Source organism: Nitratireductor basaltis, assembly GCF_000733725.1.
GTDB lineage: Bacteria > Pseudomonadota > Alphaproteobacteria > Rhizobiales > Rhizobiaceae > Chelativorans > Chelativorans basaltis.
Genome location: NZ_JMQM01000001.1, coordinates 444512 through 467382 on the forward strand (window position 1 = coordinate 444512; position 22871 = coordinate 467382).

Sequence of the window (22871 nt, forward strand, 5' to 3'; positions counted from 1 at the left end):
AGGGAGATCCGCTATCCGAATAAGCTCGTAGACGAAGTCGCTAAAGGCCGACCGATCACGAAGATCCTGCGTTAGCACGTCAGACACGCTTGCGCACCAGTCCGGCCGGATGTCATCCGCATGAGCTTTCTCCCGAAATGCAGTACTTCAGTTATTGCAAATATTTGTATAATCTTCGCAGCGTGGCGCGTTTGTCCTATAAATGGGTAGCCTCTCAGTCAGATAGGAACGGTCAGCGCCTGCTGCAGAGGAGGAACGGTTTAACCGTTTTTGCAGCCGCCGGACCTCACAGATTGGACCTGCGTATCATTAGGGTCCGGGAGGAGGATAGATGCGACATGGTTCGCTCTGCTTGCACGTGCAAGCAGAGCCGCTGCCCGTATTGAAGATGTGCTGATCGCCGTTTTTTGTCGTTTGAATGTGTGGTCGGAAAGCATCCGCCTTCCTGATTGCTTGTGGTGCCGGTTCTTCAGCGATCCGATTTCACGTCGGATGCGAAGCGCGCAGCATTTTCTTTCGCGAAGGCGCTGGCATCGGCTTTCTCATCCCAAAAGTGCGGGTTGGCCTTGGGAATGGTCAGCGCCTTCTGCACGGCAGGGCGGGCGTCGATGCGGTCGAACCAGCCTTTGAGATTATCGAGACCTTCGACCGACACTCGTGCCCAGACATAAGCGCGCGCCCAGGGATAGATCATCATGTCTGCGATCGTGTATTGGCCTGCAGCGATCCATTCGCGACCCTCCAGGTGCGTGTCGAGCACTTCGAGCAAGCGCCTGCTTTCATCGACATAGCGCTTGATCGAGAAGGGTTCTTCGTGCCCGTTGGGCGCGGCAATGTGCTGGAAATACATCGCCTGTCCCATCATCGGGCCAATATGGCCGACCTGGAAAAACAGCCATTGCATGACCTCGGAGCGACCAACCGGATCGGAGGGCAAGAACTGGCCGTATTTTTCTGCCAGATGCCACAGGATCGCGCCGGACTCGAATATCGGTCGGCCTTCGAACCGGTCCACGATGGTCGGGATCTTCCCGTTCGGATTGAGCTTCAGATAGTCAGGCGCTTTTTGCTCCTGATTTGCGAAGTCGACGAAGGTCAGATCGTAAGGAACACCTGCTTCTTCGAGAAAGATGACCGGCTTGTATCCGTTCATCGTAGCGGCGGTATAGAGATGGATGTCAGCCATTGTCTGCTCCTTCAATATCGTTGTCGAGGCGCTCGAAGATGATTGCTTCGATCTCGTTTTCACCGGCATTGGTCACTTGATGAGTCCACGGCCCGTTGTGCATGACCTCGCCATCGGCCACTTCCTTCTCGACCGACGTCCCGTCCTCGAGCCGGATCGAAAGCGTCCCGCCGCGGATGAAGTAAACGATCTCTTCGGGGAGACGGTGGGGTGCGTCGGTAGCGCCTGGCGGCATGACCATGCGCGCCAAGCGCGATACGCCGGTATTGACGAGTTCGGCATACATGTCTGGCGATGCCTGATCTGCCAGCGGCGCGATGGTGTCGGGTTCGGTGAGAGCTTGCTTGGTCATCGTAATACTTCTGTCCCCGCGGTCATGCGGCCTGTGCCGCTGCGAAGGTGTCTTCCAGGTGCGCGTCGAAACGGGCGAAGTCCTTCTCGACTTCCGCATTCTTCATCACGTCGAATGCCCCGAAGGTGGGTAGCGGCTCCATTGCGAAGAACTTGGCATTGAGGTGGACCGGGCGCAGCAGATCATCGAGTGACATGCCTTCGAAAAAGGGCTCACTGGGATCGTCGAGCGATTCTGCCGGCGCGTTGAGCGTGGCCGAGATCATGTACTTGGTGCCGGCGAGCGTGCCCCCCATGCCGTAGTTAGCTTTTGGTGCCTCGGGCGAGCGGCCATCGCCAACGCAAAGGCGGCCATCCATCCCCGCGGTGTAGACTTCGTCCATGTATCTCTTGAACGACCAGGGAACGCCCATCCAGTTTACCGGGAACTGCATGAAGACGAGGTCGGCCCAACGGTGGTTTTCGACTTCCTCATCGACGTCATAGCCATCAGAAACCTTCGTGACGCGCACTTCATCTCCGCGCGCCTCGAAGAAATCGCGAGCCTTGGTGGCAAACGCTGCGTTGAGTTCGCCCTTGGCAAATTCGTAGGGCTGGTGACCGTTGAGGATCAGGACTTTCATGGTTTCGCTCCTTGCTGATTTGTCGCCGACCCTTGACGGATCAGCGTGTGCAGGCGAAATAAGGGAAGTAGGCTACGAATATCAACCAGTTACCTTTTGGTAACCTGCTAGTCAGTCTTTCAAGGAGGCGCCCATGCGCGCGAAAGTCATCGAGAGTGGAAATGGGCGCCGCGTGGCGGTGGAAGCCTGCGTCGAACCGTGTGCGATCGAGCGCGGAATGCGGATCATCGGCGGCAAGTGGACTGGCTCGATCCTTTATCACCTCAAGGATGGCCCCGTGCGCTTCAACGACCTTGCACGCATGGTTGGCGGGGCGAGCAAGAAGATGATCACCGAACGCCTGCGCCATCTCGAAGATCACGGGATGATCAAACGCGAGGTCGTTGCGACATCTCCAGTGTCTGTCGAATACCAAATTACCGACTTCGGAAGCACCGCGATCTGTATTCTCGACGAGCTCCGCCAATGGAGCGAGAACGTCCCATCAGATCTGACTGGCGATGGCAAAGCAGACGGCTAGGCTAACCTCACTTCACTTAAACGACATATCCGCAGATGAACTCCAGCAAGCTTCTCGATTGGGGCCTATGGGCCTGCGTCGCGTATTTCTGCTGCATGGCGGCTGCCCACTTCTTCGGCATCAAAGTGCCTGTGCTGTTCGTCTACTACGACACCCCGTTCTTCGCTTACCAGGACAAGATTATCTCGTTCGCGGTCGTGGCGTATATTGCGCTGTTCTACAGCGCGGCCAGAGTGCGCGAAGTCGTGCCTGCGGCCTTGTTTACGCTGTGGATTACCGCAGCCGGCCTCGCGCACGTAAATCTATCCGACGCGCTCGGTGGCCTTGAAGGCGAAAAATCGATGACTGCCTATTGGGCGCAGACTGCGCTGATTGGCGGGATCGCGATGTGTCTGACGGCTCTCTATCTCAAAGCACACAGAGGCACGTCCGATGTTCCCAAACCTTAGCCCTCGCTACATCGTCTATTTGCCTAGACCCGTCGAATGTTTCGTCCTGCGGCGCTTTTCTGGATCGATTGGCATCTGACTGAACGGCCGCATCCATGCATAGCGTCCAGATACCGGAATGGCGGGAATGGGGGCACTTATTGCAACGACCGCCCAAAAGCTGAGGTAAAGTTTGCCTGTCTATCTGAGAAGCGGATGATCCAGATCACGAGCTGCAACTGTCGCCAATGGCACGGACAACTTGTATCCGCGCGTTTAGGAAAAAGCTTTGGGCTTTCGGAGCAGCGACAGGCATTACACAAAGCAAAAACGTACCAAAGATGCTGTAGTCAACACAGCATCGGGGAGCGAGGTGATGCCAATCCCCGGTTCGCTTCCTATCGCCCAAAATCCGTTATTGATGCGTTCCGGAACCTGGCTGAACCCTGTGCGCAAAATATTCGGATTGAAATCGACCTCCAGCAGTCCCGAGCCGCCGACGGCTGCCAAGAGATGGGCTGATGCGACTAGACCGATGCCCCCACCCAGGAAATGCGGGCAATAGATTCTGCCGGCCTGGACGATGTCCCGGGCTACTTCGTGGCAACCGGTAATACCTCCCCATTTGGCGACGTCCGGCTGCAGAAAGCTATATGAGCCAGAGGCGAGGGCGTTTGCGAATTCGCGCTTCCCAGCCATGTTCTCGCCGCCCGCCAAGGGCACACCAAGGGCTGCAAGCTCTGCCCAGTTTTGTGGCGTATCGTCCACCCTTAAGGGCTCTTCCACCCAGCCGAGCGAAACCGAGTGTGTCGACTGAAGGAATGCTTTGGCTTCCGCGAGTGCCCATGCCTGATTTGCGTCTGCGAAAAGCCGCTCCGTGGCATATATGGTTTTAGATAGTTCCATGAGGCGGTTCGCGTCATCCGTGCCGAAACCGACCTTCACCTTGAAAGCATCGAAACCCGCTTTCCTGGCCTTTTCGATCTCAGCTTGCGCCGTACCGATCTGTATGCCGCTCGCATAGATGGGGACATGCTGGTGCGCATTGGCATTTATGGCCTTGGCAAGTGGAAGCCCTGCGCGTCTTGAGACGAGGTCCCAGGCGGCAATATCAAGCCCGGCAATGGCATGGGCGAAAGGTCCCTGCTCACCACACTGTATTGCGCGCACCTGCGTTTTCGCATCAAGAGACCAGAACATCTCCTCAGGCGCTTGCCATAGCTGGCCGATTGCGAGATCCGCAATGTCATCCATAAGCAGATTGACGCGGTGCTCGGCTCCGGCTGCTGGCCAGTTCGCGAAGATCTCACCCCAGCCAAAACAGCCCTGATCATCTTCTATGCGTACGAACACGGCAGGGCGGTCACGCATGATCCCGAAGGATGTGGTTACCGAGCCGCTTGTTATGGGCGCTCGACATGCCCATGCATCAATGCGCTTGATCGTAAATGCGCTGTCATAGGGGCGTTTGATGATCTGTTTTTCCATCATGTCGAATATTGGTAAGCCCGAACTAGTGTGATGGGCCGGAGGGTGCGGGAAACCCTTCGATCAGGACATTCACGCAAGCCACTTTTCCCGAATTTACGGCGCGTTCCAATGCTCCGTCGAGCTCGGAGAGTTCCCTCACGAATTCGCCATGCCCACCAAGGGCCGTGGCGACAAGGTCGTAGCGCCCATCACTCAGTTCACAGCCGATCAAGCGGTCGGGACCGTAGTCCCGCAACTGGATCTGATGCTCGGCGTTCCAGCGCATGTCATTGCCAATGACGAGAACATAGGGCGCGCCGACACGCGCTGCCGTTTCGAGCTCGCTGAGATGGAAGCCAGCGGTGCCGTCGCCCATCATGGAGAAGATGGTCGACTGGGGAAACAGTTTGGCAGCGGCGAGGCCATAGCAGAGGCCCCCGCCGATCGCGCCCGACACACCATTGACCACACGCCGCTTCGCAGTAATGCTCGCCTGTGCCCATTGGCCAAATTCGCCGCCATCACTGATGAAGATTGCGTCATCGGCGGCATCGATCCTGCGCTGGACAGCCGCACATAGCTGATCCGGCGTGATAGGCCCGCTGGACTTGGGCGGCGCGGCGCGGCGCGAGAGCTTGTGGGCCACATCTCCAAGCCATTGGCCAGGCTGATCGCCACCGGTCGCGAACTGGATGAGCGTTTCTGCAGCGTCCCGCGGGTCAGCATGGAAGTTCATCTTCAACCGCTTGCCGAGATTTAGATGGGCGCGGTCGCGCTCCTTCATGTCCGGTTGGATGCTGATCCAAAGGGTAGAGGGATTGAACGCACCTGCCTTGCCAAAGCCCAGCGTGAAGTCAACGCGCTTGCCGAGCGTCACGACGAGGTCGGCTTCTTGCAGTATTTCTGCCAATGCTCCCAATGACGGATCCTTCAGACCGCGCGGGCTCTCCATGGCGATGACGGGCGCGCAGAGCGCCTTCTGCAATCTTTCCTTGAGGTCGCCGCTGCGCGTGGCATTCATCACCGGCCCGCAGAGGACGACGGGCTTTTGAGCAGCAGCAATTGCCTGGGCGATCAGGCGAGCATCGCCTTCTCGTAGAGCCATCGTATCGCGGGCCAGTTCGTGCACGGTCGGTATGCTTGCCTCACCGGCATCGTCCTCGACGACGTCGAAGGGGAGTGCGATGTGAACTGGCCCCGGACGGCCAGATGTGGCAGTTCTCACGGCCTTCGCAACGGCAGATCCCAACAGGTCAGCAGAACGTGGCCGCAACGAAAGCTTCGTCAACGGCGCTGTCATCGGCACCTGATCCATTTCCTGGAACGCACCACGACCGTCCTGTGAAACCGGGCTGTCGCCCGTGAGAAGGAGTACCGGTGTCTCGGATTCGGAGGCCGTGAAAAGAGGGCCCAAAGCATTCGCAGCCCCGGCACCCGCCGTTACCATCGCGACACCAATGGTGCCTGTCAGCTGGGCATGGGCTTCGGCCATGTAGACGGCAGCGGCCTCGTGCCGCGTGTGCACGATCTCGACACCGGCTTCAAAACAGGCATCGTAAACCGGCATTATCTGGTTACCCGACAGGGAATAGATGCGCGTTACTCCCGCTGCCTTCAGTGCCTCAACAAGCAGATCCGCTCCGCGCATGAATTCCCCTCCGATTGCGTGTCTTTTTTTGCTGCCTGCGTTCAAGGCACCGTGAAAAACGGTGCCGGGATCAGGATCTTGTTTTCGATATTGTCCACGAGAGGACGCATCTGAACCGCGTAGGCCTGCCATTCCGGTGAGGCCTGTAGCGCCTTTCGGCGTTCCCATCGGTCGTCCATGCTGGAGTATCCCCACATATGAACAATCTGGTTCAGCGGGCCGATATCGGTGAAATAGTATCCGACCATCTTGCCCAATATGCGCTTTTGAACTTCCATTCCTTCCTCTTCATAGAGCTTCAGGAATTTCTGCACGTTCCCGTTCTTGAGCGTGTAGGTGCGCTGGTCCACGAATTTCGTCATGAAGTTTTCCACTCGCCCGCTCAAATCAGCTCATCGCTGCGGTCGTCGGTCTCGCCAAAGCGCTTGAGAACAGAAGGTTTCAGCCCCTCGTAGAGACGGCCGATATTTTCCGACGTGCGGGCGTTTTCGCGTTCGAACAGGCAGTGGCCTTCGAGATCGGAGGCGACGATGAAAGGCCCCATGCGATTGCATTTTAGCACCCACATCGCCTGCGCCAGCCCAAGCTCCTCGTGCCAGTGAACGGCTTCCACATTTTCGACCCCACGGCCCAGCAAGGCGCCGGTGCCGTAGCCGACGGTGGTCAGATAGACCGCACCATTGGGCACGAAATATTCCCTGTAGTCGCGCGAGGTCATTCCGCCCTTGCCGATGATCAGCTTGGCGCCTGTCTTGGCCATCCATTCGGGCAGCCATTTCGCAAAGCGAAAGCTCGCCGTGGCGGTCACCGCACCCATATTGTAGGTGCCATCGGAGCGAATGCTGGCGGCGGGCGAGCAATGGAAATTCGCCGCGCTGTGGGCAGGCAGTTCCATCGGAATATTCGCCTTCTGCTCCAGCGCGCGCATATAGACGCCTTCGCGGGCTGTGTACATCAACCCGTCAAGATAAACGACGTCGCCCAGCTTCAATGACGCGATGTCTTCAGCCGAAGGTGTGGTCGAAAGGCGGATTTCGCGCGGTTTCATTCGGCGGCCTCCATCATTGGCTCCCATTCGACCGTCTCGCGCCGCTGGTAGGGTGTGAACCAGTCGGGGTCAGTTCGATATTCAACACGACCATCCGCGTGTATGCGGGCTACCGCGCGCCTGGAGGACAGGCAGAACGCGTGCACACTCATCTGCATGCCGCCGGTGTGGCAGTAGCCGACCTCGATATGCGTATCGATCACCATGTTCTTGCCGACGAATCCCATTGCACCCATGCCGATGGAATTGCCCAGTTCCTTGAACTCCTCCTCAAGGGCGGCGATGCGCGGATCGGAATTGCGGCTTCCGACAACACGCAGACAGGCGGCACGCTTGCCCAGCACCATGCAGGTGTCCTTGCAGCCGCCAAGGCCAATCCCGATGATGGCTGGCTGACAGGCGAGGCCACGTTTGCCGAAGGCGACCAGGCAATCGAGATAGAAGCGCTTGATACCCTCGATTCCGTCCGAGGGGAAAAGCATGCGGTAGTCGGTGCCGAAGAGACCGCCCTTGTGAACGGTGATCAGGTCGATCCATTCCCCACCCGGCTCATAGCCATATTCGATTTCGGGGGCGCCAATTCCCACATTGTTGTTGTGGTCGGTTCGCCATAGCGGGTGAACTCGGTTCGGCCGCAGCGGCACACCATTGGTGCTGTTGGCGGTAGCGCGGCGAAGGGCTGCCTCCAGCGCGACGGGGCCTCCTTCGACCTGGGTCTCGTTTCCCATTTTCACATACCAGCGCGGCGTTCCGGTATCGCCACACATGGCTCTACGGTCCTCCTTCGCCGCTTCGTAGTTCTCCAGCATCGCCTGAAGAACGAAAGCGGACAGGTCGCCATCTTCCGTGCTGGCTGCTCCCTTGAGGCCCTCGAGATAATCTTCGGGGATCTCGATGGCAGCCTTGTCCATTAGGGTTTCAGCCGTGGACTGGATGAGGTCGATCGGTATCATGCTGAGGCCACCAATGTTTCAGGTTCATCTTCGGACAGGACAGTCTGGCCGGGCTTGACGATGGTGAAACGGACTTGCTCGCGCTGCACCTCGACATCTCCGCCTTTCATGGCCGCGACCGTGAAATAGGATTCGTCGAGATTGCCTTCGTCCGGGAAGTCTTCGCGATAATGCGCGCCCCGGGAATTTTCTCGGGACAGTGCCGCCTTGGTGATCACTTCCGATATCTCAGTCAGCGATGCCACGTTCAGCCAGTCGTGCCAGGTGAGATTGAAAGCGAGGTTGGAGGAGTCGACGCCAGTCTCCGCGAGTTCTTCGCGGATTGTTTCCAGTCGACCGAGCCCGCGCTTCATGCCGGTCGCGGTACGAATGACGCCAACATCCTCCCACATCATTTCCTGAAGCTGGTTGCGGATATCCTGAACCTTGCCGGGCTTCTTGGCGAAGGGACGTTGTGCGCGTTCTATCTCGGCGGCCAGTATGTCTTCATCCGGTTCGCGCAAGGCGGCCATGCGACGAATATCGGAACCCATTGTTTCGCCTGCGACACCGCCGAAGACGGTCGAATTGGCAACGCCGTTGCCGCCGAGGCGGTTAGATCCGTGGGCGCCGCCCGCGTCTTCGCCTGCAACATAGAGGCCTTCGATCATGGTCCGCGTATCGGGATCAACGATTACGCCGCCCATGAAATAGTGAGCGGTCGGTACAACCTCGACGAGCCCGCCGGCAAGATCGAAGCCGCAATCAGCGCAGCGCTTGACCATCCCCGAAAACTTCCGGCGCACCAGATCGGGACCCAGATGCTTCATCGAAATATACATGCCCACCTGGGCGGGGTCGTTGTTCTTGCGCATTTCGGCATAGATACCGCGGCTGACAACGTCGCGCGTGGCACGCTCACCGCGCTGGTCATAGTCGAACATGAACCGTTTGCCATGTGCGTTCAGGAGCTGACCGCCTGCTCCGCGCAGGCCTTCTTCCAGAACGGTGCCGGTCATGCGCGTATGTTCACCTGCGAGCAGGCCGGTGGGGTGAAACTGCACCATCTCCATGTCGCGTAGCGGCAGGCCGAGGCGAAGCGCCATGGCCAGACCATCCATGGTCTTGTCGCCAGATGGCGTATGATACTTATACATCGTGGGACCGCCGCCGGTGCCCATCATGACGGTCTTGGCGCGAACGAAGCGGAACGTGCCGGTGCGCATGTCGATGAAGAGAACGCCGGATATTGCACTCCCATCACGGCTTGGAACCAAGCCGATGGCGCGATGTTCCTCCAGCCTTTCGATCGGTCGGGAGAGCACCTGTTCCATGAGCCGGTTGATGATTTCGATGCCGGTCAAATCCCCCTTGTGGACCGTGCGATCCGCGGTCTGACCGGCGAAAGCCTTGTGATGCAGGCTGCCATCGGGCTCGCGGTCGAAGAAGCAACCGATCTCGTTCTCCAGCTCGCGCACGCGCTCGACCGCGAGTTGGCACAGTTTCCAGGCCATGTCCTGATCCGGCAGCCACTTGCCGCCGATGATGGTGTCCATGAAATGGCGCTCGACGCTGTCACCATGGCCGAGAGCGACGTTGTATCCGCCCTGGACCATGCGCGTGCAGCCGCATTTGCCGAGTAGTCCCTTCACTGCGATGGAGATCCTGGTGCCTTCGGGAGCGGACTGTTGGGCGTGTAGTGCGGCGAACAGACCAGCACCGCCCGAGCCCAGGATGAGGATGTCCGTATCGTGTCTTTCGATATCCACTTTCAGGGGCATGGTTACACCGCGTTCAGAAAAAATGCGCCGGAGACGAGGAAGGCACCAGCAATGCTGGCTGCCGCCAATGTCTTGTGGCGGCTTGGCCAGGGGAGGAATTCGAGGGCCAGCAGCCGCAATCCACCGAAGAAGTGCACGGCCAGCAGAAATACCAGCCCGAACTCCGCAAATTTCACCAGCGGATGATCCGTCCATAGGGCAAACTGGTCAAAACTTTCGGGGTTTGTCAGAACGAGGGACAACATCCAGAAATGCACAGGCAGGAAGAATGCCAACCCGATGCCAGAAAGCCGGTGCAACAAGAACGCGAACCAGAGCGGATGATTGCGATATCTGCTCATGGCGCCACCGTGACGGCTATGACCGCGGATGCACCCAGCAGGAGAAACAGGAAGAAGGCGGCTGTACCGACCAGACACAAAGCAAGGCCGCGCAGGCCAGTTATCTCGCTCAGGACAACCCGCACACCGATAGCGGCATGCACTGACACTGCGGCGACAAACATGCCGTAAAACACGAACCAGAACAGCGAACCTTGGGTGCGTCCAAGGATTTCCGCTGCACTCAGGCCACCCTGTATCGCATAGATCATCACCGCGATGTGGGTGATGACGAATGGCACCATGATCATGGCGCTGATGCGCTGCGCTAGATAGAGGCGAAGATCAAGCATCGCGAGCCCTCTTGAACGCATTTCGCGCGGTAAGGCGCTTCAGATTTGCAATCGCGCCCATCGGGTCGAGGCCATTGGGACAGTGGAATGTGCAGCTGCCCATGGAATGACAGTTGTGGCAGCCACCACCTTGGGAGACAGCTTCTAGAACGCCTTCGCGATTGGCGTGCTTTTCATCGTTCACGATCGTCCAGGCGCGCTGCAACGCAGCCGGACCGAGATAGTCGGGATTGGCACTGACCGTGTCACAAGCAGAGTAGCAGACCGAGCAGTTGATGCATTCAATGCCGGCATTTGCGGCGCTGCGCTCTTTGCCATCCGGCTTGACCTGGGCGATAGGCTCGTGCCTTGAGGCGCTGGGCTGATGTCGACCGCCCGCCTTCACCCATTTGTCGAAGAACGGCGCCATGTCGGCAGCAAGGTCCTTGATGACCGGCAGATTGCGCAAAGGTGCGATCGTGACCTTGCGGGTCTTGCCGAGTACCTTCTTGACATGCGTGCGGCAGGTCCAACGCGGAGCACCATTGACCATCATCGCGCAAGACCCGCACATGCCGACGCGGCATGCGAAACGGTAGGTCAGCGTCGGATCGGCATTTTGCTGGATCCAGGACACCACGTCGAGCACCGTCTGGCTTTCATATTGAGGCACCTGGAAGGTCTGGTAATTGCCTCCATCCGCATCGCCCCGCCAGACTGATATCTCGAGATATTCCTGCTTCTCGGACACGAGATCTCCAACCCCTGATCTTTCTCCTGCTCTTGGTATAAATGATAGTTTGCTTTACAAAAAAGCGGATTATTCTAACGGTTTATTGTAGCTAGACTTACATATCCCGAGGGGGATAAATACGAGAAAAAGGCGGCTACGCATTCGTAGCCGCCCTGTCAGTAAACCCTTGTCGCAGCTTTGGTTTTCGCCCCTCAGCTCTCGTTCTGCGTCGCGAGTTCGGGCTGTTTCAACGCCGGTTTTGGCTTGGACATTCCCGTTTTCAGGATCGCAAAGACGGTAATTGCTGTCAGCCCCCAGAAGAACCATGTTATCGGCCCGCGCATGAGGATGGTGGGATTGCCACCCGACATCAGCATCGCCTGCCGGAAATTGTCTTCCAGGAGGGGCCCAAGGATGAAGGCGATGAGGAAGGGTGGGGCTGGCACGTCGAGGCGCATCATCAGATAGCCGACCCAACCCATGACAAGCATGACACCAACATCAAACACATTGTTGTTGACGGCAAAGACACCGTAGATGCTGAGAATGAGCACTGTGGGTATCAGGATGCGGCGTGGAATGTCTGCGACATATTTGAAGCCGCGGATGGCCGCAGAACCGATGAACAGCAAGAGCACGGAACTGACGATCAGACCGATGAAAAGGCCGTAGATCAGGTCGACATTAATGACGAACATCATCGGACCCGGTTGCAGTCCGTGGACCATGAAGGCGCCGATGATGATTGCGGTAATCACGTCGCCGGGCACGCCGAGTGCCAATAGCGGAATCAGGGTCGCGCCTGCCACGCCATTGTTCCCAGCCTCGGCCGCTGCAACGCCTTCGACCTCGCCCTTGCCGAAATTCTCCTTGTTCTTCGACTTGCGGCGCGCCTCCGAGTAGGAAAGGAAGGCGGCCGGGGCAGCGCCGATCCCGGGAATCGACCCCAGAAACACGCCGATGAAACTTCCGCGAATGATCGAGCGGAAAGACTTCTTGTAATCGGCGAAGGTGACCTTGTTCTTGCCCAGGCTGCGGGTCTTGCCTAGATGCCCGGTCGGATGCCAGGCCATGGCCAGCACTTCCGGTATGGCAAACAGACCGATCAGTACCGCAATGAAGTTCAGGCCGCCCATCATGTTGGGATCACCGAAGGTGAAGCGGTTCGTCCCGTAGATCAGATCCAGCCCCACCGTTGCGAAAAGCAGACCGAGCAGAGCGGAAAGCGCACCGCGCAGCAGGCTGTTGCCCGAAACGCCGGCTATGATCGTCAGTGAGAAAAGGATCAGGGTGAAGAATTCCGGCGGACCAAAGTTCAGGGCGAATGAGGCGAGCCAACCTGCAAACAGGATTAGGGAAAGATTGGATACCAGATCGGCCGTACAGGACGCCCACAGCGCCATGCCGAGAGCACGTCCAGCCTCGCCCCGTTCTGCCATGGGATGACCGTCCATGACGGTGGCAGATGAGGCCGGCGTTCCCGGTGTCTTGATCAGGATGGCCGGAATGGAGCCGCCGAAAATCCCGCCCTTATAAACGCCCAGCAGAAGCAAAATGCCGGTCACCGGCTGCAAGGTGAAGGTGAAGGGGAGGGTCAGTGCCACCGCCATCGTGGCCGACATGCCGGGGATGGCCCCGGCTACAACACCAATGGCCACGCCCACTGCGAGCGCAAGGAACACCTCGAAATTGGAAACAAGTGAAAGGCCTGCAAGCAGGCTGTCGACAAAGCTCATGGAAGCCTCACGAAGTCACCTTGCGGGATCGCGACGCCTGCGACATGCGCAAAGAATGCATAGAGAATAAGGGGAATGGTCACGGCGCAGATCAGAGCCGCGACAGGATAGCGTGTCCTCAATATGAAGATCGAGGCGATGAAGATCAGCATGGATGTCCAGACCATCCCCAGTCGCGACATCAGCAACATCGCCGCAATCATCACCACGGCCATTGCGGCAAGCCGCATATAGCCTTTTCTCCTATCAGTGATGGCATCACCGACCACTTCACCGCCAGTACTTTGCGACAGTCCGTTTGCGAAAAGGCCGAGACCGGTGAGGCCCATGAGAGCACTCAGGGTGTATGGCCAGAAAGTGGGAGAAAGAACGAGGTGGGGTACATTGCTGGGCTCGGAGACCCAGTTTGGAATCGCAGCCAAGATCAGAAAGAGGGAGAGTGCCATCGCGCCCAGCCCCAACCTCGTTTGAACCTGTTTATTGTCCATCTCGCTCCTCCCAAAGCGAAGCGCCGGGAGGATTTCCCGGCGCTGTTCTGTAAATCAGCCTTCGACGCGCATGCCCAGCTTGTCGACGAGATTCTTGAAAGTCTCATACTGGCGCTGAATGAACTCGCCAGCTTCCTGCGGAGACATCAGGTCGATGATCGAACCGGCGGATGTCAAAGTCTTGCGGAAGCGTTCGTCTGCAATTGCTGCGTTCATCCATTCTGCCCATTTATCTGCCACGTCATCGGGAAGATCCTTGGGCCCGGCGATGCCGGTCCAGCCGACAAGCTCGTTCAGGCTGGGCTTGCCAAGTTCGGAGGCGGTCGGAGCATCGAAGCCATCCAACCGTTCCTCTGAAGTTACGAGGATTGGCTTTAGCTGCTTGTTGCTGACCAGATTGGACAATGTGGAAGAGTTGGTGCAGATAAACGTCACGGTGCCGTTGAGAACGGCGGTTGCTGCTTCGCCGCCGCCTTTCTGAGGGATGTGGGTCACCGTCTTGTGCGGGTCCTTCACGCCAAACTCATCAAGGACCATCACCGCGGCAAGCTGGAGCATCGAGCCGACGCCCGATGAACTGTAGCTGACATTGCCTTCACCAGCTTTCTTGACCAGATCTTCAACCGAGTTGATGTCTGAATCGGCCTTAACCGCACAGGCCACAGGGTTGATCTCGTAGACCGTCACGAAGCGAAAGTCGTCGAGGGTGTAGGGCAGGGTTGCCTTCATGGCCGGATTTACAGTGTGCGACCCCACACGGGCAAAAAGCATCGTATAGCCGTCGGGTTTAGCATTCTTGACGACCACGCTACCGGTTGCGCCACCGGCGCCAGTCACGTTCGACATGACCAGCGTAGCGTCGGCTTCCTTGCTCAGCGGTTCTGAGAGAGCACGGGCCGAAATGTCGGTCGCGCCACCCGCGCCATAGGGAATGATCATATTGATCGGCCGCTCTGGGTAGTCTGCCATGGCACTGCCTGACATCAGGCCAAGCAATAGCGCGTTCGTGAGAATTGGCAGTCTGAATCTCATAGTTTTCTCCTCCCGAGAGATTTGTTTGGCCTAATCGACGGCTTCCTCCCAGCCATATCGGATCGGCTTGACAATTGTTATGGGAAAGGCATTCTTAAAAAAAGATGGTTTTCCTAACAATTTTCGTTAGAAAAACTGAAATAAGCCTTGGGTGCAACTTCATGTCGATCCGGTCGCTTAGAACTCTTGTTGCCGTGCATGACCACGGTACCTTTAGTGCTGCAGCTGAAGCGGTATTCGTGACATATTCTGCCGTTTCCCAGCAGATGAAGGCACTCGAGGAAGAGTATCAGATCACGATCTTCGACCGCAGCAAGCGAACGCCGGAACTGACGCCGCTGGGCTTGGCAATGGTCGCGAAGGCACGCGACATCATCCAAACCTATGACGATTTGGTCCCATCGATCCTGGGGGAGGGGGCGCTGAAAGGGGAGATAACGCTCGCTGCCGTGCCAACGACGCTAACGGGGCTTGTCCCGCTCGGTATATCGATACTGAAGCGCAACTGCCCTGATCTGCACATCCGGGTGGGGCTGGGGCTGACCACTTCGCTTCTCACGCAGATCAAGCGGGGGATGCTTGAAGCCGCAATCCTCACCGTGCCCTCGATCGCTCCTGAGGATCTGGTGATTCAGGAGATTGTCACCGAACCACTCGAGCTTCTGGTCTCCGACCAGCTTTCCGAAGATGATCCCATCGCACTTTTGCGCTCGCAGCCCTTCATTCGCTTCAACCGTGAAGCTGTGGTGGGCGAGATCATAGAGCGTTGGCTCCAGGCCAAATCGGTCACGGTGAACGAAGCGATGGAATTACAGGGGCTTGATGCCATCACCAGCATGGTCGCAGCAAATCTTGGCGTTTCCATCTGCCCACGCCGCTGCATTGAGACACAAGCGCCGCCAGGTGTGCGCTCGCTGTCACTGGGGCCTGACGCACCGACACGCCGTCTTTGCCTGGTCACACGGAAGAACAGTGCAAAGCGGCTCGTGATCGACAAGATCCACGAATCGTTTCTGGAAGCGGTCGAAGTGGGTGTCTTCCCACCCAAATTGCATCCGCAAAGAGTATCGGCATGACGGGTGAAATGGCTGCAATGCTTGTTGCCGGAGCTGCTGCCGGCGGGTTTATCAACGGGCTCGCTGGTTTCGGCACGGCACTGTTCGCACTCGGCTTCTTTCTCGAAGCGATGACAGCGATGCAGGCCGTCTCGCTGGTCGTGATCCTGTCTGTGGTCAGTGGCATACAGGGGGTGGTTCTTGTACGTCGCGAGATGATGGCAAACCAGCGGCGCCTGATGCGCTTCCTCCTGCCTGCAATCATCGGCATTCCCATCGGCATCGCCTCACTGGATTATCTTGAGGCAGGGACGCTGAAGCTGGTCATCGGCTTCTTCCTGGTTCTCTACGGAGGCTTCTTCGCGCTGCGGCGCAATCTGCCGCAAATTGCGGGAGATCGACACAAGACCGATATGTCCGTCGGGTTCTTGGGCGGTCTGCTTGGAGGGGCGGCATCTCTTTCCGGTGCGCTTCCCACCATGTGGTGCTCCATGCGTCCTTGGCCCAAGGGAGAAACACGTGCGGTTTTGCAGCCCTATAACGTCGCGGTGCTGATGATCGCGATAATCCTCTTCTGGTTCCGCGGCGCATATACTGTCGAAACGCTTTATCATCTTGCGGTCGCAGTGCCGGCATCCTTGATAGCTGCGCAGCTGGGCATCACCGTCTTCAAGCGCCTGAACGACGGTCTATTCCGTCGGCTGCTTGTTGTCATGACCTTCATCGCTGGCACGGTGCTCTTAAGCCGTGAGGCCGTGGCAATGCTGCATTTCTGAAACGACGAATTCCCGCATTGGCAGAACTACCATCATCTCCAAGGTGGGCTTCCGTCGCAGGACCAGGCGCAACTTTTAGTCATGCGCTCGCACTGGGGGCTCGATCCTGGCCTCGTCGCAGGTGCGAGGATGCTCGTTCAGCGGATGCTTGAAACGCGGGACGTCCATCTTGTATCCAAGCTAGTGTCCGCTCCTGGGCTGAGGCAAAGTTTGCCTGTAGGTCCAATTTGGGGCGCTGAGCTGCTGCTCCTGATCTTAAATCGCGCACCCTATTCGAGGTCCGGACAAAGTTTGACCAACCACGCGGGGAACGGCAGCAATTTTCGCGCCGAATGCATCGGCAACAATCAGTGGAGCTCTGTTCACCATCTCTCTACGCAATCGACAGCGAGTTCTGCTCTATCATCTTATCCAGATAGTACGCCGACCAGTTCCGCTTTTGCAGCCAAGGTTTCAGCACGATTAGTCCACCCGCATCTGCCTTCCCCTTTGCTTCCAGCAGAATTGGCGTGATGGTATCCAGCGCAGGAGACGCTGCCTGCTCAAAGCGCGCCAGGTCGCGCGTGGTAAGGTGGTTCTTACCTCCGTAGCGCGCGGGAATATTCGACTTGCGCGAGTGCCCCATCAGACGCTTGCGCGTCGCATCCTTCAGGTCCGTGTTGTCAATGAGATCCGCGAACCAGTGGCGTGTCGAGTAGAGCGTGACTTCGCTCCTCGTGATGCCAAGCTTTTCCTTAAGATGCTGCCAGCTCTTGGTGATAGGCTGCCCCCAAGCGAATTTCCCCGTCGGGCTTTAGATAGGGCTCCCATTCCGGAAAAAGATATGGACACGTTTTAGGTTCAGGTTTGTGCTTGAACATGGGCACGTTCTTCCTGTTGGGAATGTCCGGAAGCATGCGATCGAGCTGGAGGAGCGAGGCGTAGTCGACGCTGTCATTCATTCTGTGGATCCAGCCCAGATGCTCGGAAAGACGGATGCGAGCTTGGCGATAATTGCTGGTCCTTAACGAGACTCTATAGAGCTGCTTGCCGAGCAGGCGGGCAGGCGTACGGCTAAGCCGAACCTGCAGATAGTAACGGCCATCACGGCGGGAAAGATAGGAAGCACAAGCCATGACATTCTCACCAACAGTAATGCGAGATGTCTCACAGTCATCGGAACCTCCGTTCCTCGTAACTGCTTGATGTTACTAGCGTGCTTCTAGTGGTAGCGGAGGAGGGACTCGAACCCCCGACACAAGGATTATGATTCCTCTGCTCTAACCGACTGAGCTACTCCGCCTTCCCAGGCTTCTGGTGCGTCGCTTGGGTGCGGCGCGGAAGACGGGCGGATATAAGGTTCTGGGTGTTCGCGTGTCAACCCGCCTCATGCGCCAATTAGCCAAAAAACAATAAGCAGCTTTGCGCGGCGCCATGTCACCCGTTCCCGGGCTTGAGTTGAACGGCTTGCACCGATATGTCTCTGCACCATCGAACCAGTGTGACCATTGTATGAAACCGCGTATTGCAGTTCTTGGATGCGGGTATTGGGGTTCCAATCACATCCGCACACTCAAATCATTGGGCGCGCTCGCTGCCGTCTCGGATGCCAACAGCGCGCGTGCCGAAGGCTTTGCGAGCGAGCACGACTGTAGGGCCGTCGCGCCGGACGCGCTTTTCGAGCGCGAGGATGTCGATGCCATCGTCATGGCGCTTCCTCCCCAGTTTCACGCCGAATATGCGCAGCGCGCCGCGGCTGCCGGCAAGGACATGCTGGTGGAAAAGCCGATCGCGCTGACGGTTGACGACGCGGAGAAATCCGTGGCTGCCGCACATGAGGCGGGCACCATCTTCATGGTCGGGCATGTTCTTCGCTTCCACCCGGCCTTCGAGAAACTCAAATCCCTCATCGATCAGGGCGAACTGGGCGAGGTGCGCTACATCCATTCGCACCGCCTTGGTCTTGGCAAGTTCCATACGGAAAATGACGCCCTGTGGGATCTGGCGCCACATGACCTGTCGATGATTCTCGCCATCACCGGCTCTGCGCCGGTGGAAGTGCGCGGGGAGGGGGCTGCTCTCCTCGACAATCTGAGCGATTTCGCCCATCTCCATATGCGTTTTGCCAACGGGCTGCGCAGCCATCTCTTCACCTCGAGGCTCAACCCCTATCGTGAGCGGCGCCTGACGGTTGTCGGCGACAAGGCGATGGCCGTTTTCGATGATGTGGAACCATGGGGCCGCAAGCTTGCCGTCTACCGCCACGCAGTCTGGCAGGATTCGGGCCAGTGGGCGTTCACGACCAACGAGCCGACCTATGTGCCCGTGGAAGACGGGATGCCGCTCACGCGGGAGCTGGAGCATTTCATCTCCTGCATCGAAACACGCCAGAAGCCGCGCACGACGGGCGAAGAAGCCATCGACGTTCTGCGCATTCTCACCGCGGGCACGATATCTCACAATTGATCAGGGGCGCGTTATCAGCGCCTCTGATTTCGTTCCGATCAGAGGTTTTTCTCAGGCCGTCTGCGCGAGCCTGGCAAGCTGGGCTTCTGCGGTGCTCGAGCGTTCCGAGCGTTCGATGAAGCCGCCACCATAGACGCGGGCCTCATTGCCCTCATCGGAATAGAGCACGCAGGCCTGCCCGGGTGCCACGCCTGCCTCGCCTTCCTGCAAATCGACAAAGGTCTGCCCGTCCTTGTGATAAACGGTGGCCGGGGAGGGCGGGCGCGTGGAGCGCACCTTGGCGAAAACTTCCATTCCCTCTGCGGGGATTTCGGCAAGAGAGCCGTCGCCCAGCCAGTTCACGTCACGCAGATAAAGCCGACGCGTTTCCAGCGCCTCGCGCGGTCCGACGATAACACGTGCATTGGCGGCATCCAGATGAACGACATAGAGGGGCTCGCCAGCCGCCACGCCGATGCCGCGACGCTGGCCGATCGTGTAATGCATGATACCTTCATGTCGGCCAAGCTTGCGCCCGTCGATATGAACGATCTCGCCCGCGCGCGCCGCATCGGGGCGCAGCTTGGCGATTATGTCGGAATATTTTCCCTGGGGCACGAAGCAGATGTCCTGGCTGTCCTGCTTGTTTGCGACCGACAGACCCATTTCCTCGGCAATCTTGCGCACTTCCGGCTTGGAAAGTTCGCCGAGCGGAAAACGCAGATAGTCGATCTGCTCCTGCGTGGTCGCGAACAGGAAATAGCTCTGGTCGCGATCGGCATCGACGGGGCGCATAAGGGCGCGGTGGGCGCCATTCTGGCGGCTGCGGATATAGTGCCCGGTGGCCAGTGCATCGGCACCAAGATCGCGTGCGGTGGCCAGCAGATCGGCAAATTTTACCGTCTGGTTGCACGCTACGCACGGAATGGGGGTTTCCCCGGCCACATAGCTTTCAGCGAACGGATTGATCACCGCATCGCGAAAGCGCTGTTCGTAATCGAGAACATAGTGGGCGATACCAAGCGTCTCCGACACGCGGCGCGCATCCTCGATATCCTGACCCGCACAGCAGGAGCCGGGGCGATGTGTGGCTGCGCCATGATCGTAAAGCTGCAGTGTCACGCCGACGACTTCATAGCCCTGTTTGGCCAGAATGCCGGCAACAACCGAGGAATCCACGCCACCGGACATTGCCACGACGATGCGTGTGTCCTCCGGGCGTCCAGGCAGGTCCAGACTATTCATGATCGGGCTTTCCGTCTTTGCAAAGATCTTTTGGCGCTCAAGGCTCGCGGGTTCATGCCAATGCGTGCGCGCCGGGTCAAGCTGCGCCCCAATATAGGCACTGGCGAGGCTTCGTGCCAGCCAGGCAGCGGGCAAGCAGTCCAAACGGACTATCCGGCATTTGAAGAAAACTCCAAACAAATCCCTAACGCGGGATTCAGAAGTCTTACCTTACTGTTACCGGGCGTTTAGGCAAATCTTAAAACCGCGGCGCTAATGTGACGTTGATTGGGTCTTGGTTAGTGTAGAGAGTACGATGACCGATCTGGTACGACCACGTGTAAAATATGTCATTGGGCCTGACGGCAGCCCACTGACGGTTGCCGACCTGCCGCCGACGAATACTCGCCGGTGGGTCATCCGTCGCAAGGCGGAAGTGGTTGCAGCCGTCCGTGGCGGGCTGTTGAGCCTGGAGGAAGCGTGCCAGCGTTATCGTCTGACGGTGGAGGAGTTCCTGTCCTGGCAGGCCTCCATCGAAGATCATGGTCTGCAGGGGCTGCGTACCACGCGCATCCAGCAATACAGGCACTGATCGCAAAACGATACGCGACGAAGAGAAAAAGCCCTGCCGGTTCAGCCGGCAGGGCTTTTTGCTATAGCTCGCCAGATGTCAAACGCGCGAATTGCAGCGTAAAACGACAAAAAAAAGCGGGCACTGCTGCGCCCGCTCGCCTGGCATTCCGTGTGATTTGTGCAGGTCAGCCCACCATTGCGCGGGAGGCTTCGCCGTCACCGGCGCGTTTTCCGTCGCGCATCTCCAGCGCTTCGGCCTTCTTCAGTTCCGCTTCGCTCTCGGCGAGATCGGCCTCGGCCTGGGCCTTCTGTTCTGCCAGTTCGTTTTGCGAGGTGCGAAGATTGTCGCGGCGCAGGCGCGCAGCTTTTGCGAATGTCGGATAGGCGAAGTGGCTTTGATCGGTAATGCCGGCCTTTGTCTCTTCTGAGACGATCTGCGCATCCAGTTCATCTGCCATACGTTCGAATTCGGCGATCATCGTGTCCAGCTGTGTCAGCCGACGCCGCTTCTCGTTGACCTGGAATTGCTTGAGCCGGACAAGATTTTCACGCGATTTCATGACACAACTCCCACACCGCTTACACACAAGGCCGATCATCGGCCGATACATGATCCCCCACCGCCGAACCCTCGTCAGAGCTGCCCACGCGGAAATGGGAAACAAATCCCTAAATTTCTTACTGCCCGGTAACCATTCGTTTACGGGCATCGTTAATCATACGGGTCATCACTTAAGGCCCGGTAAAAATCGTGAGGCAGTTTCGAGTTACCTCGCACGGGCTCGGTGAAAGACACATTTTCTGGGGATGCAGCGAAAGTGATTCAATATTTGGATTCAACGATGTGCCCGGACATTCTCAAAAGCGATGTTAGCGCTTGCAAGGATGAAACAGATTTTGTTAACCATTAACTGGCAGCCTCCGATTCAGGCGACACACGTCGCAGTTTCCGGTGGTCTGGCGACCCGGGGCGGCGGCGGAGAAGGGGAAAGACATGCGCGTTCTGTTGATTGAAGACGACAGTGCAACCGCACAAAGCATCGAGTTGATGCTGAAATCGGAGAGCTTCAACGTTTACACCACCGATCTGGGTGAGGAAGGCGTCGATCTCGGAAAGCTCTACGACTACGACATCATCCTGCTGGATCTCAATCTGCCGGACATGTCGGGTTATGAAGTGCTTCGTACACTGCGCCTTTCGAAGGTGAAGACCCCGATCCTGATCCTGTCCGGCATGGCTGGCATCGAGGACAAGGTTCGCGGCCTGGGCTTCGGCGCAGACGACTATATGACCAAGCCTTTCCACAAGGATGAGCTGGTCGCACGTATCCATGCGATCGTCCGCAGGTCCAAGGGGCATGCCCAGTCGATCATCACGACCGGTGACCTGGTGGTCAATCTCGATGCCAAGACCGTGGAAGTTGGCGGGCAGCGCGTACATCTGACCGGCAAGGAATATCAGATGCTGGAGCTGCTCTCGCTGCGCAAGGGCACCACGCTCACCAAGGAAATGTTCCTCAACCACCTTTATGGCGGAATGGACGAGCCGGAACTGAAGATCATCGACGTCTTCATCTGCAAGCTTCGCAAGAAGCTCGACACTGCATCCGGCGGTCAGAATTACATCGAGACAGTCTGGGGCCGTGGCTATGTGCTGCGCGAACCCGAAGAGGTTCGCCAGAGCGCCTGATCTCGATCAACTTCTGAGACCAAGTCCAAGACCCGGCCTGATCCGCCGGGTTTTGCTGTTTTTGCACGATGGGCTGAAAGGCCCGCGTGATCAGGCCGCGTCGGTCAGCTTCAATTCGCGGAAATTCTCCAGAAGCTGCGCGCGGGTAAAGGGCTTGAGCATGTAACCGCTGGCACCGGCACGCTTTGCGCGCATTATGGGGCCGATATCCAGCTCGCTGCAGCAAAGCAGGATGTGGGGTTTGTTGGCGGGATCCAGCGCGAGGATGCGGCCAATCAGTTCTGCCGACTCCACGTCCGGCAACAGACTGTCGAGGATGATGATCTCCGGCATTTCGTGCAGGCAGATCTCATAAGCTTCCTGGCCGGTTGCCGCTTCGGCCACCAGCATGTCCGATGCCGTCAGGATGCGCTTGGCTACTTTACGGATGACGCTTGAATCATCGACGATCAGGCAGCGCTTCATGGTCCCAGGTCCCTTCTTCGACGGCGGGGGCTTACC

Annotated in this window: 28 protein-coding genes and 1 tRNA gene; 8 read left to right on the forward strand and 21 right to left on the reverse strand. The window is 58.0% G+C overall.

The window, feature by feature from the left end; translation table 11 throughout:
- Positions 1-6: 6 nt before the first annotated feature.
- Positions 7-75, forward strand: a complete 69-nt coding sequence (locus EL18_RS18345) for a DUF2200 family protein (protein ID WP_425277143.1) — start codon at positions 7-9, stop codon at positions 73-75.
- Between the two features lie 394 nt (positions 76-469).
- On the opposite strand, the gene EL18_RS02070 is transcribed toward EL18_RS18345, so the two are convergent.
- The 3 genes from EL18_RS02070 to EL18_RS02080 are packed head-to-tail and all read right to left on the reverse strand — an operon-like array spanning position 470 to position 2160.
- Positions 470-1186: a glutathione S-transferase family protein gene (locus EL18_RS02070; protein WP_036479263.1), complete on the reverse strand. Its 717-nt coding sequence runs from the start codon at positions 1184-1186 to the stop codon at positions 470-472.
- On the reverse strand, positions 1179-1538 hold the full coding sequence (locus EL18_RS02075; protein ID WP_051913684.1) for a cupin domain-containing protein: 360 nt from the start codon (positions 1536-1538) through the stop codon (positions 1179-1181). The genes EL18_RS02070 and EL18_RS02075 overlap by 8 nt, the downstream gene beginning before the upstream one ends.
- A gap of 22 nt (positions 1539-1560) precedes the next feature.
- Positions 1561-2160 (reverse strand): NAD(P)H-dependent oxidoreductase, encoded by a 600-nt coding sequence (locus EL18_RS02080; protein ID WP_036479265.1) that lies wholly within the window; start codon positions 2158-2160, stop codon positions 1561-1563.
- 133 nt (positions 2161-2293) lie between these two features.
- On the opposite strand from EL18_RS02080, the gene EL18_RS02085 reads away from it, so the two are divergent.
- On the forward strand, positions 2294-2680 hold the full coding sequence (locus EL18_RS02085) for a winged helix-turn-helix transcriptional regulator (protein WP_036479267.1): 387 nt from the start codon (positions 2294-2296) through the stop codon (positions 2678-2680).
- 35 nt (positions 2681-2715) lie between these two features.
- Positions 2716-3129: a hypothetical protein gene (locus tag EL18_RS02090; RefSeq protein WP_036479270.1), complete on the forward strand. Its 414-nt coding sequence runs from the start codon at positions 2716-2718 to the stop codon at positions 3127-3129.
- A gap of 294 nt (positions 3130-3423) precedes the next feature.
- Here the strand turns inward: EL18_RS02090 and EL18_RS02095 are convergent, their stop codons facing one another.
- From EL18_RS02095 to EL18_RS02150, 12 genes are all read right to left on the reverse strand, one after another.
- Positions 3424-4599 carry a mandelate racemase/muconate lactonizing enzyme family protein gene (locus tag EL18_RS02095; protein WP_200875486.1) on the reverse strand — a complete coding sequence of 392 codons (1176 nt, stop codon included), beginning with the start codon at positions 4597-4599 and terminating at the stop codon, positions 3424-3426.
- Positions 4600-4621: 22 nt separating this feature from the next.
- Complete coding sequence (locus tag EL18_RS02100; protein ID WP_036479272.1) at positions 4622-6226, reverse strand: thiamine pyrophosphate-binding protein; 1605 nt, start codon at positions 6224-6226, stop codon at positions 4622-4624.
- 41 nt (positions 6227-6267) lie between these two features.
- Entirely contained in the window at positions 6268-6588 is a 321-nt protein-coding gene (locus EL18_RS02105; RefSeq protein ID WP_036479275.1) for an NIPSNAP family protein, read from the reverse strand.
- Between the two features lie 20 nt (positions 6589-6608).
- A complete protein-coding gene (locus EL18_RS02110; protein ID WP_036479277.1) occupies positions 6609-7274 on the reverse strand; it encodes a fumarate hydratase C-terminal domain-containing protein in 666 nt (221 codons plus the stop codon).
- Positions 7271-8227, reverse strand: a complete 957-nt coding sequence (locus EL18_RS02115; protein ID WP_036479280.1) for a fumarate hydratase — start codon at positions 8225-8227, stop codon at positions 7271-7273. Before EL18_RS02115 ends, EL18_RS02110 begins: the two co-directional genes overlap by 4 nt.
- Positions 8224-9987 (reverse strand): L-aspartate oxidase, encoded by a 1764-nt coding sequence (locus EL18_RS02120; RefSeq protein ID WP_036479284.1) that lies wholly within the window; start codon positions 9985-9987, stop codon positions 8224-8226. Before EL18_RS02120 ends, EL18_RS02115 begins: the two co-directional genes overlap by 4 nt.
- Before the next feature lie 2 nt (positions 9988-9989).
- Positions 9990-10328 carry a succinate dehydrogenase, cytochrome b556 subunit gene (gene sdhC / locus EL18_RS02125; protein ID WP_036479287.1) on the reverse strand — a complete coding sequence of 113 codons (339 nt, stop codon included), beginning with the start codon at positions 10326-10328 and terminating at the stop codon, positions 9990-9992.
- Positions 10325-10660: a succinate dehydrogenase gene (locus tag EL18_RS02130; protein ID WP_036479289.1), complete on the reverse strand. Its 336-nt coding sequence runs from the start codon at positions 10658-10660 to the stop codon at positions 10325-10327. Before EL18_RS02130 ends, sdhC begins: the two co-directional genes overlap by 4 nt.
- Positions 10653-11390: a succinate dehydrogenase/fumarate reductase iron-sulfur subunit gene (locus EL18_RS02135; protein ID WP_036479293.1), complete on the reverse strand. Its 738-nt coding sequence runs from the start codon at positions 11388-11390 to the stop codon at positions 10653-10655. The genes EL18_RS02130 and EL18_RS02135 overlap by 8 nt, the downstream gene beginning before the upstream one ends.
- A 194-nt stretch (positions 11391-11584) precedes the next feature.
- Complete coding sequence (locus EL18_RS02140) at positions 11585-13108, reverse strand: tripartite tricarboxylate transporter permease (RefSeq protein WP_036479296.1); 1524 nt, start codon at positions 13106-13108, stop codon at positions 11585-11587.
- Positions 13105-13596 carry a tripartite tricarboxylate transporter TctB family protein gene (locus EL18_RS02145; protein WP_036479299.1) on the reverse strand — a complete coding sequence of 164 codons (492 nt, stop codon included), beginning with the start codon at positions 13594-13596 and terminating at the stop codon, positions 13105-13107. Before EL18_RS02145 ends, EL18_RS02140 begins: the two co-directional genes overlap by 4 nt.
- Before the next feature lie 54 nt (positions 13597-13650).
- Complete coding sequence (locus EL18_RS02150; protein WP_036479302.1) at positions 13651-14628, reverse strand: Bug family tripartite tricarboxylate transporter substrate binding protein; 978 nt, start codon at positions 14626-14628, stop codon at positions 13651-13653.
- Positions 14629-14789: 161 nt separating this feature from the next.
- Here EL18_RS02150 and EL18_RS02155 point away from each other — a divergent pair, with 161 nt between their 5' ends.
- Both EL18_RS02155 and EL18_RS02160 read left to right on the forward strand, forming a co-directional pair.
- Positions 14790-15704: a LysR family transcriptional regulator gene (locus EL18_RS02155; protein WP_036479304.1), complete on the forward strand. Its 915-nt coding sequence runs from the start codon at positions 14790-14792 to the stop codon at positions 15702-15704.
- The gene (locus tag EL18_RS02160) at positions 15701-16459 is read left to right on the forward strand and encodes a sulfite exporter TauE/SafE family protein (protein WP_036479307.1); all 759 of its coding nucleotides are present in this window, start codon (positions 15701-15703) and stop codon (positions 16457-16459) included. The genes EL18_RS02155 and EL18_RS02160 overlap by 4 nt, the downstream gene beginning before the upstream one ends.
- 373 nt (positions 16460-16832) lie before the next feature.
- Here EL18_RS02160 and EL18_RS02165 read toward each other — a convergent pair whose 3' ends face one another.
- The 3 genes from EL18_RS02165 to EL18_RS02175 all read right to left on the reverse strand — a co-directional run bounded on the left by EL18_RS02165 (position 16833) and on the right by EL18_RS02175 (position 17741).
- Positions 16833-17084, reverse strand: coding sequence for a hypothetical protein (locus EL18_RS02165; RefSeq protein WP_036479309.1), 252 nt, complete (start codon positions 17082-17084; stop codon positions 16833-16835).
- Between the two features lie 109 nt (positions 17085-17193).
- Complete coding sequence (locus tag EL18_RS02170; protein ID WP_036479311.1) at positions 17194-17574, reverse strand: hypothetical protein; 381 nt, start codon at positions 17572-17574, stop codon at positions 17194-17196.
- Positions 17575-17664: 90 nt separating this feature from the next.
- Positions 17665-17741 (reverse strand) — tRNA-Met (locus EL18_RS02175).
- Between the two features lie 209 nt (positions 17742-17950).
- Here EL18_RS02175 and EL18_RS02180 point away from each other — a divergent pair.
- A complete protein-coding gene (locus EL18_RS02180; protein ID WP_036479313.1) occupies positions 17951-18904 on the forward strand; it encodes a Gfo/Idh/MocA family protein in 954 nt (317 codons plus the stop codon).
- A 51-nt stretch (positions 18905-18955) separates the two neighbouring features.
- Here the strand turns inward: EL18_RS02180 and mnmA are convergent, their stop codons facing one another.
- Complete coding sequence (mnmA, locus tag EL18_RS02185) at positions 18956-20128, reverse strand: tRNA 2-thiouridine(34) synthase MnmA (RefSeq protein ID WP_036483777.1); 1173 nt, start codon at positions 20126-20128, stop codon at positions 18956-18958.
- A gap of 295 nt (positions 20129-20423) precedes the next feature.
- Here mnmA and sciP point away from each other — a divergent pair, with 295 nt between their 5' ends.
- Positions 20424-20699: a CtrA inhibitor SciP gene (sciP, locus tag EL18_RS02190; RefSeq protein ID WP_036479315.1), complete on the forward strand. Its 276-nt coding sequence runs from the start codon at positions 20424-20426 to the stop codon at positions 20697-20699.
- A gap of 166 nt (positions 20700-20865) precedes the next feature.
- Here the strand turns inward: sciP and EL18_RS02195 are convergent, their stop codons facing one another.
- Complete coding sequence (locus EL18_RS02195; RefSeq protein WP_036479328.1) at positions 20866-21240, reverse strand: flagellar export protein FliJ; 375 nt, start codon at positions 21238-21240, stop codon at positions 20866-20868.
- A 434-nt stretch (positions 21241-21674) separates the two neighbouring features.
- Here EL18_RS02195 and ctrA point away from each other — a divergent pair, with 434 nt between their 5' ends.
- On the forward strand, positions 21675-22370 hold the full coding sequence (gene ctrA, locus EL18_RS02200; protein WP_036479330.1) for a response regulator transcription factor CtrA: 696 nt from the start codon (positions 21675-21677) through the stop codon (positions 22368-22370).
- 90 nt (positions 22371-22460) lie between these two features.
- Here ctrA and EL18_RS02205 read toward each other — a convergent pair whose 3' ends face one another.
- Entirely contained in the window at positions 22461-22835 is a 375-nt protein-coding gene (locus EL18_RS02205; RefSeq protein WP_036479332.1) for a response regulator, read from the reverse strand.
- Positions 22836-22871: the final 36 nt, after the last annotated feature.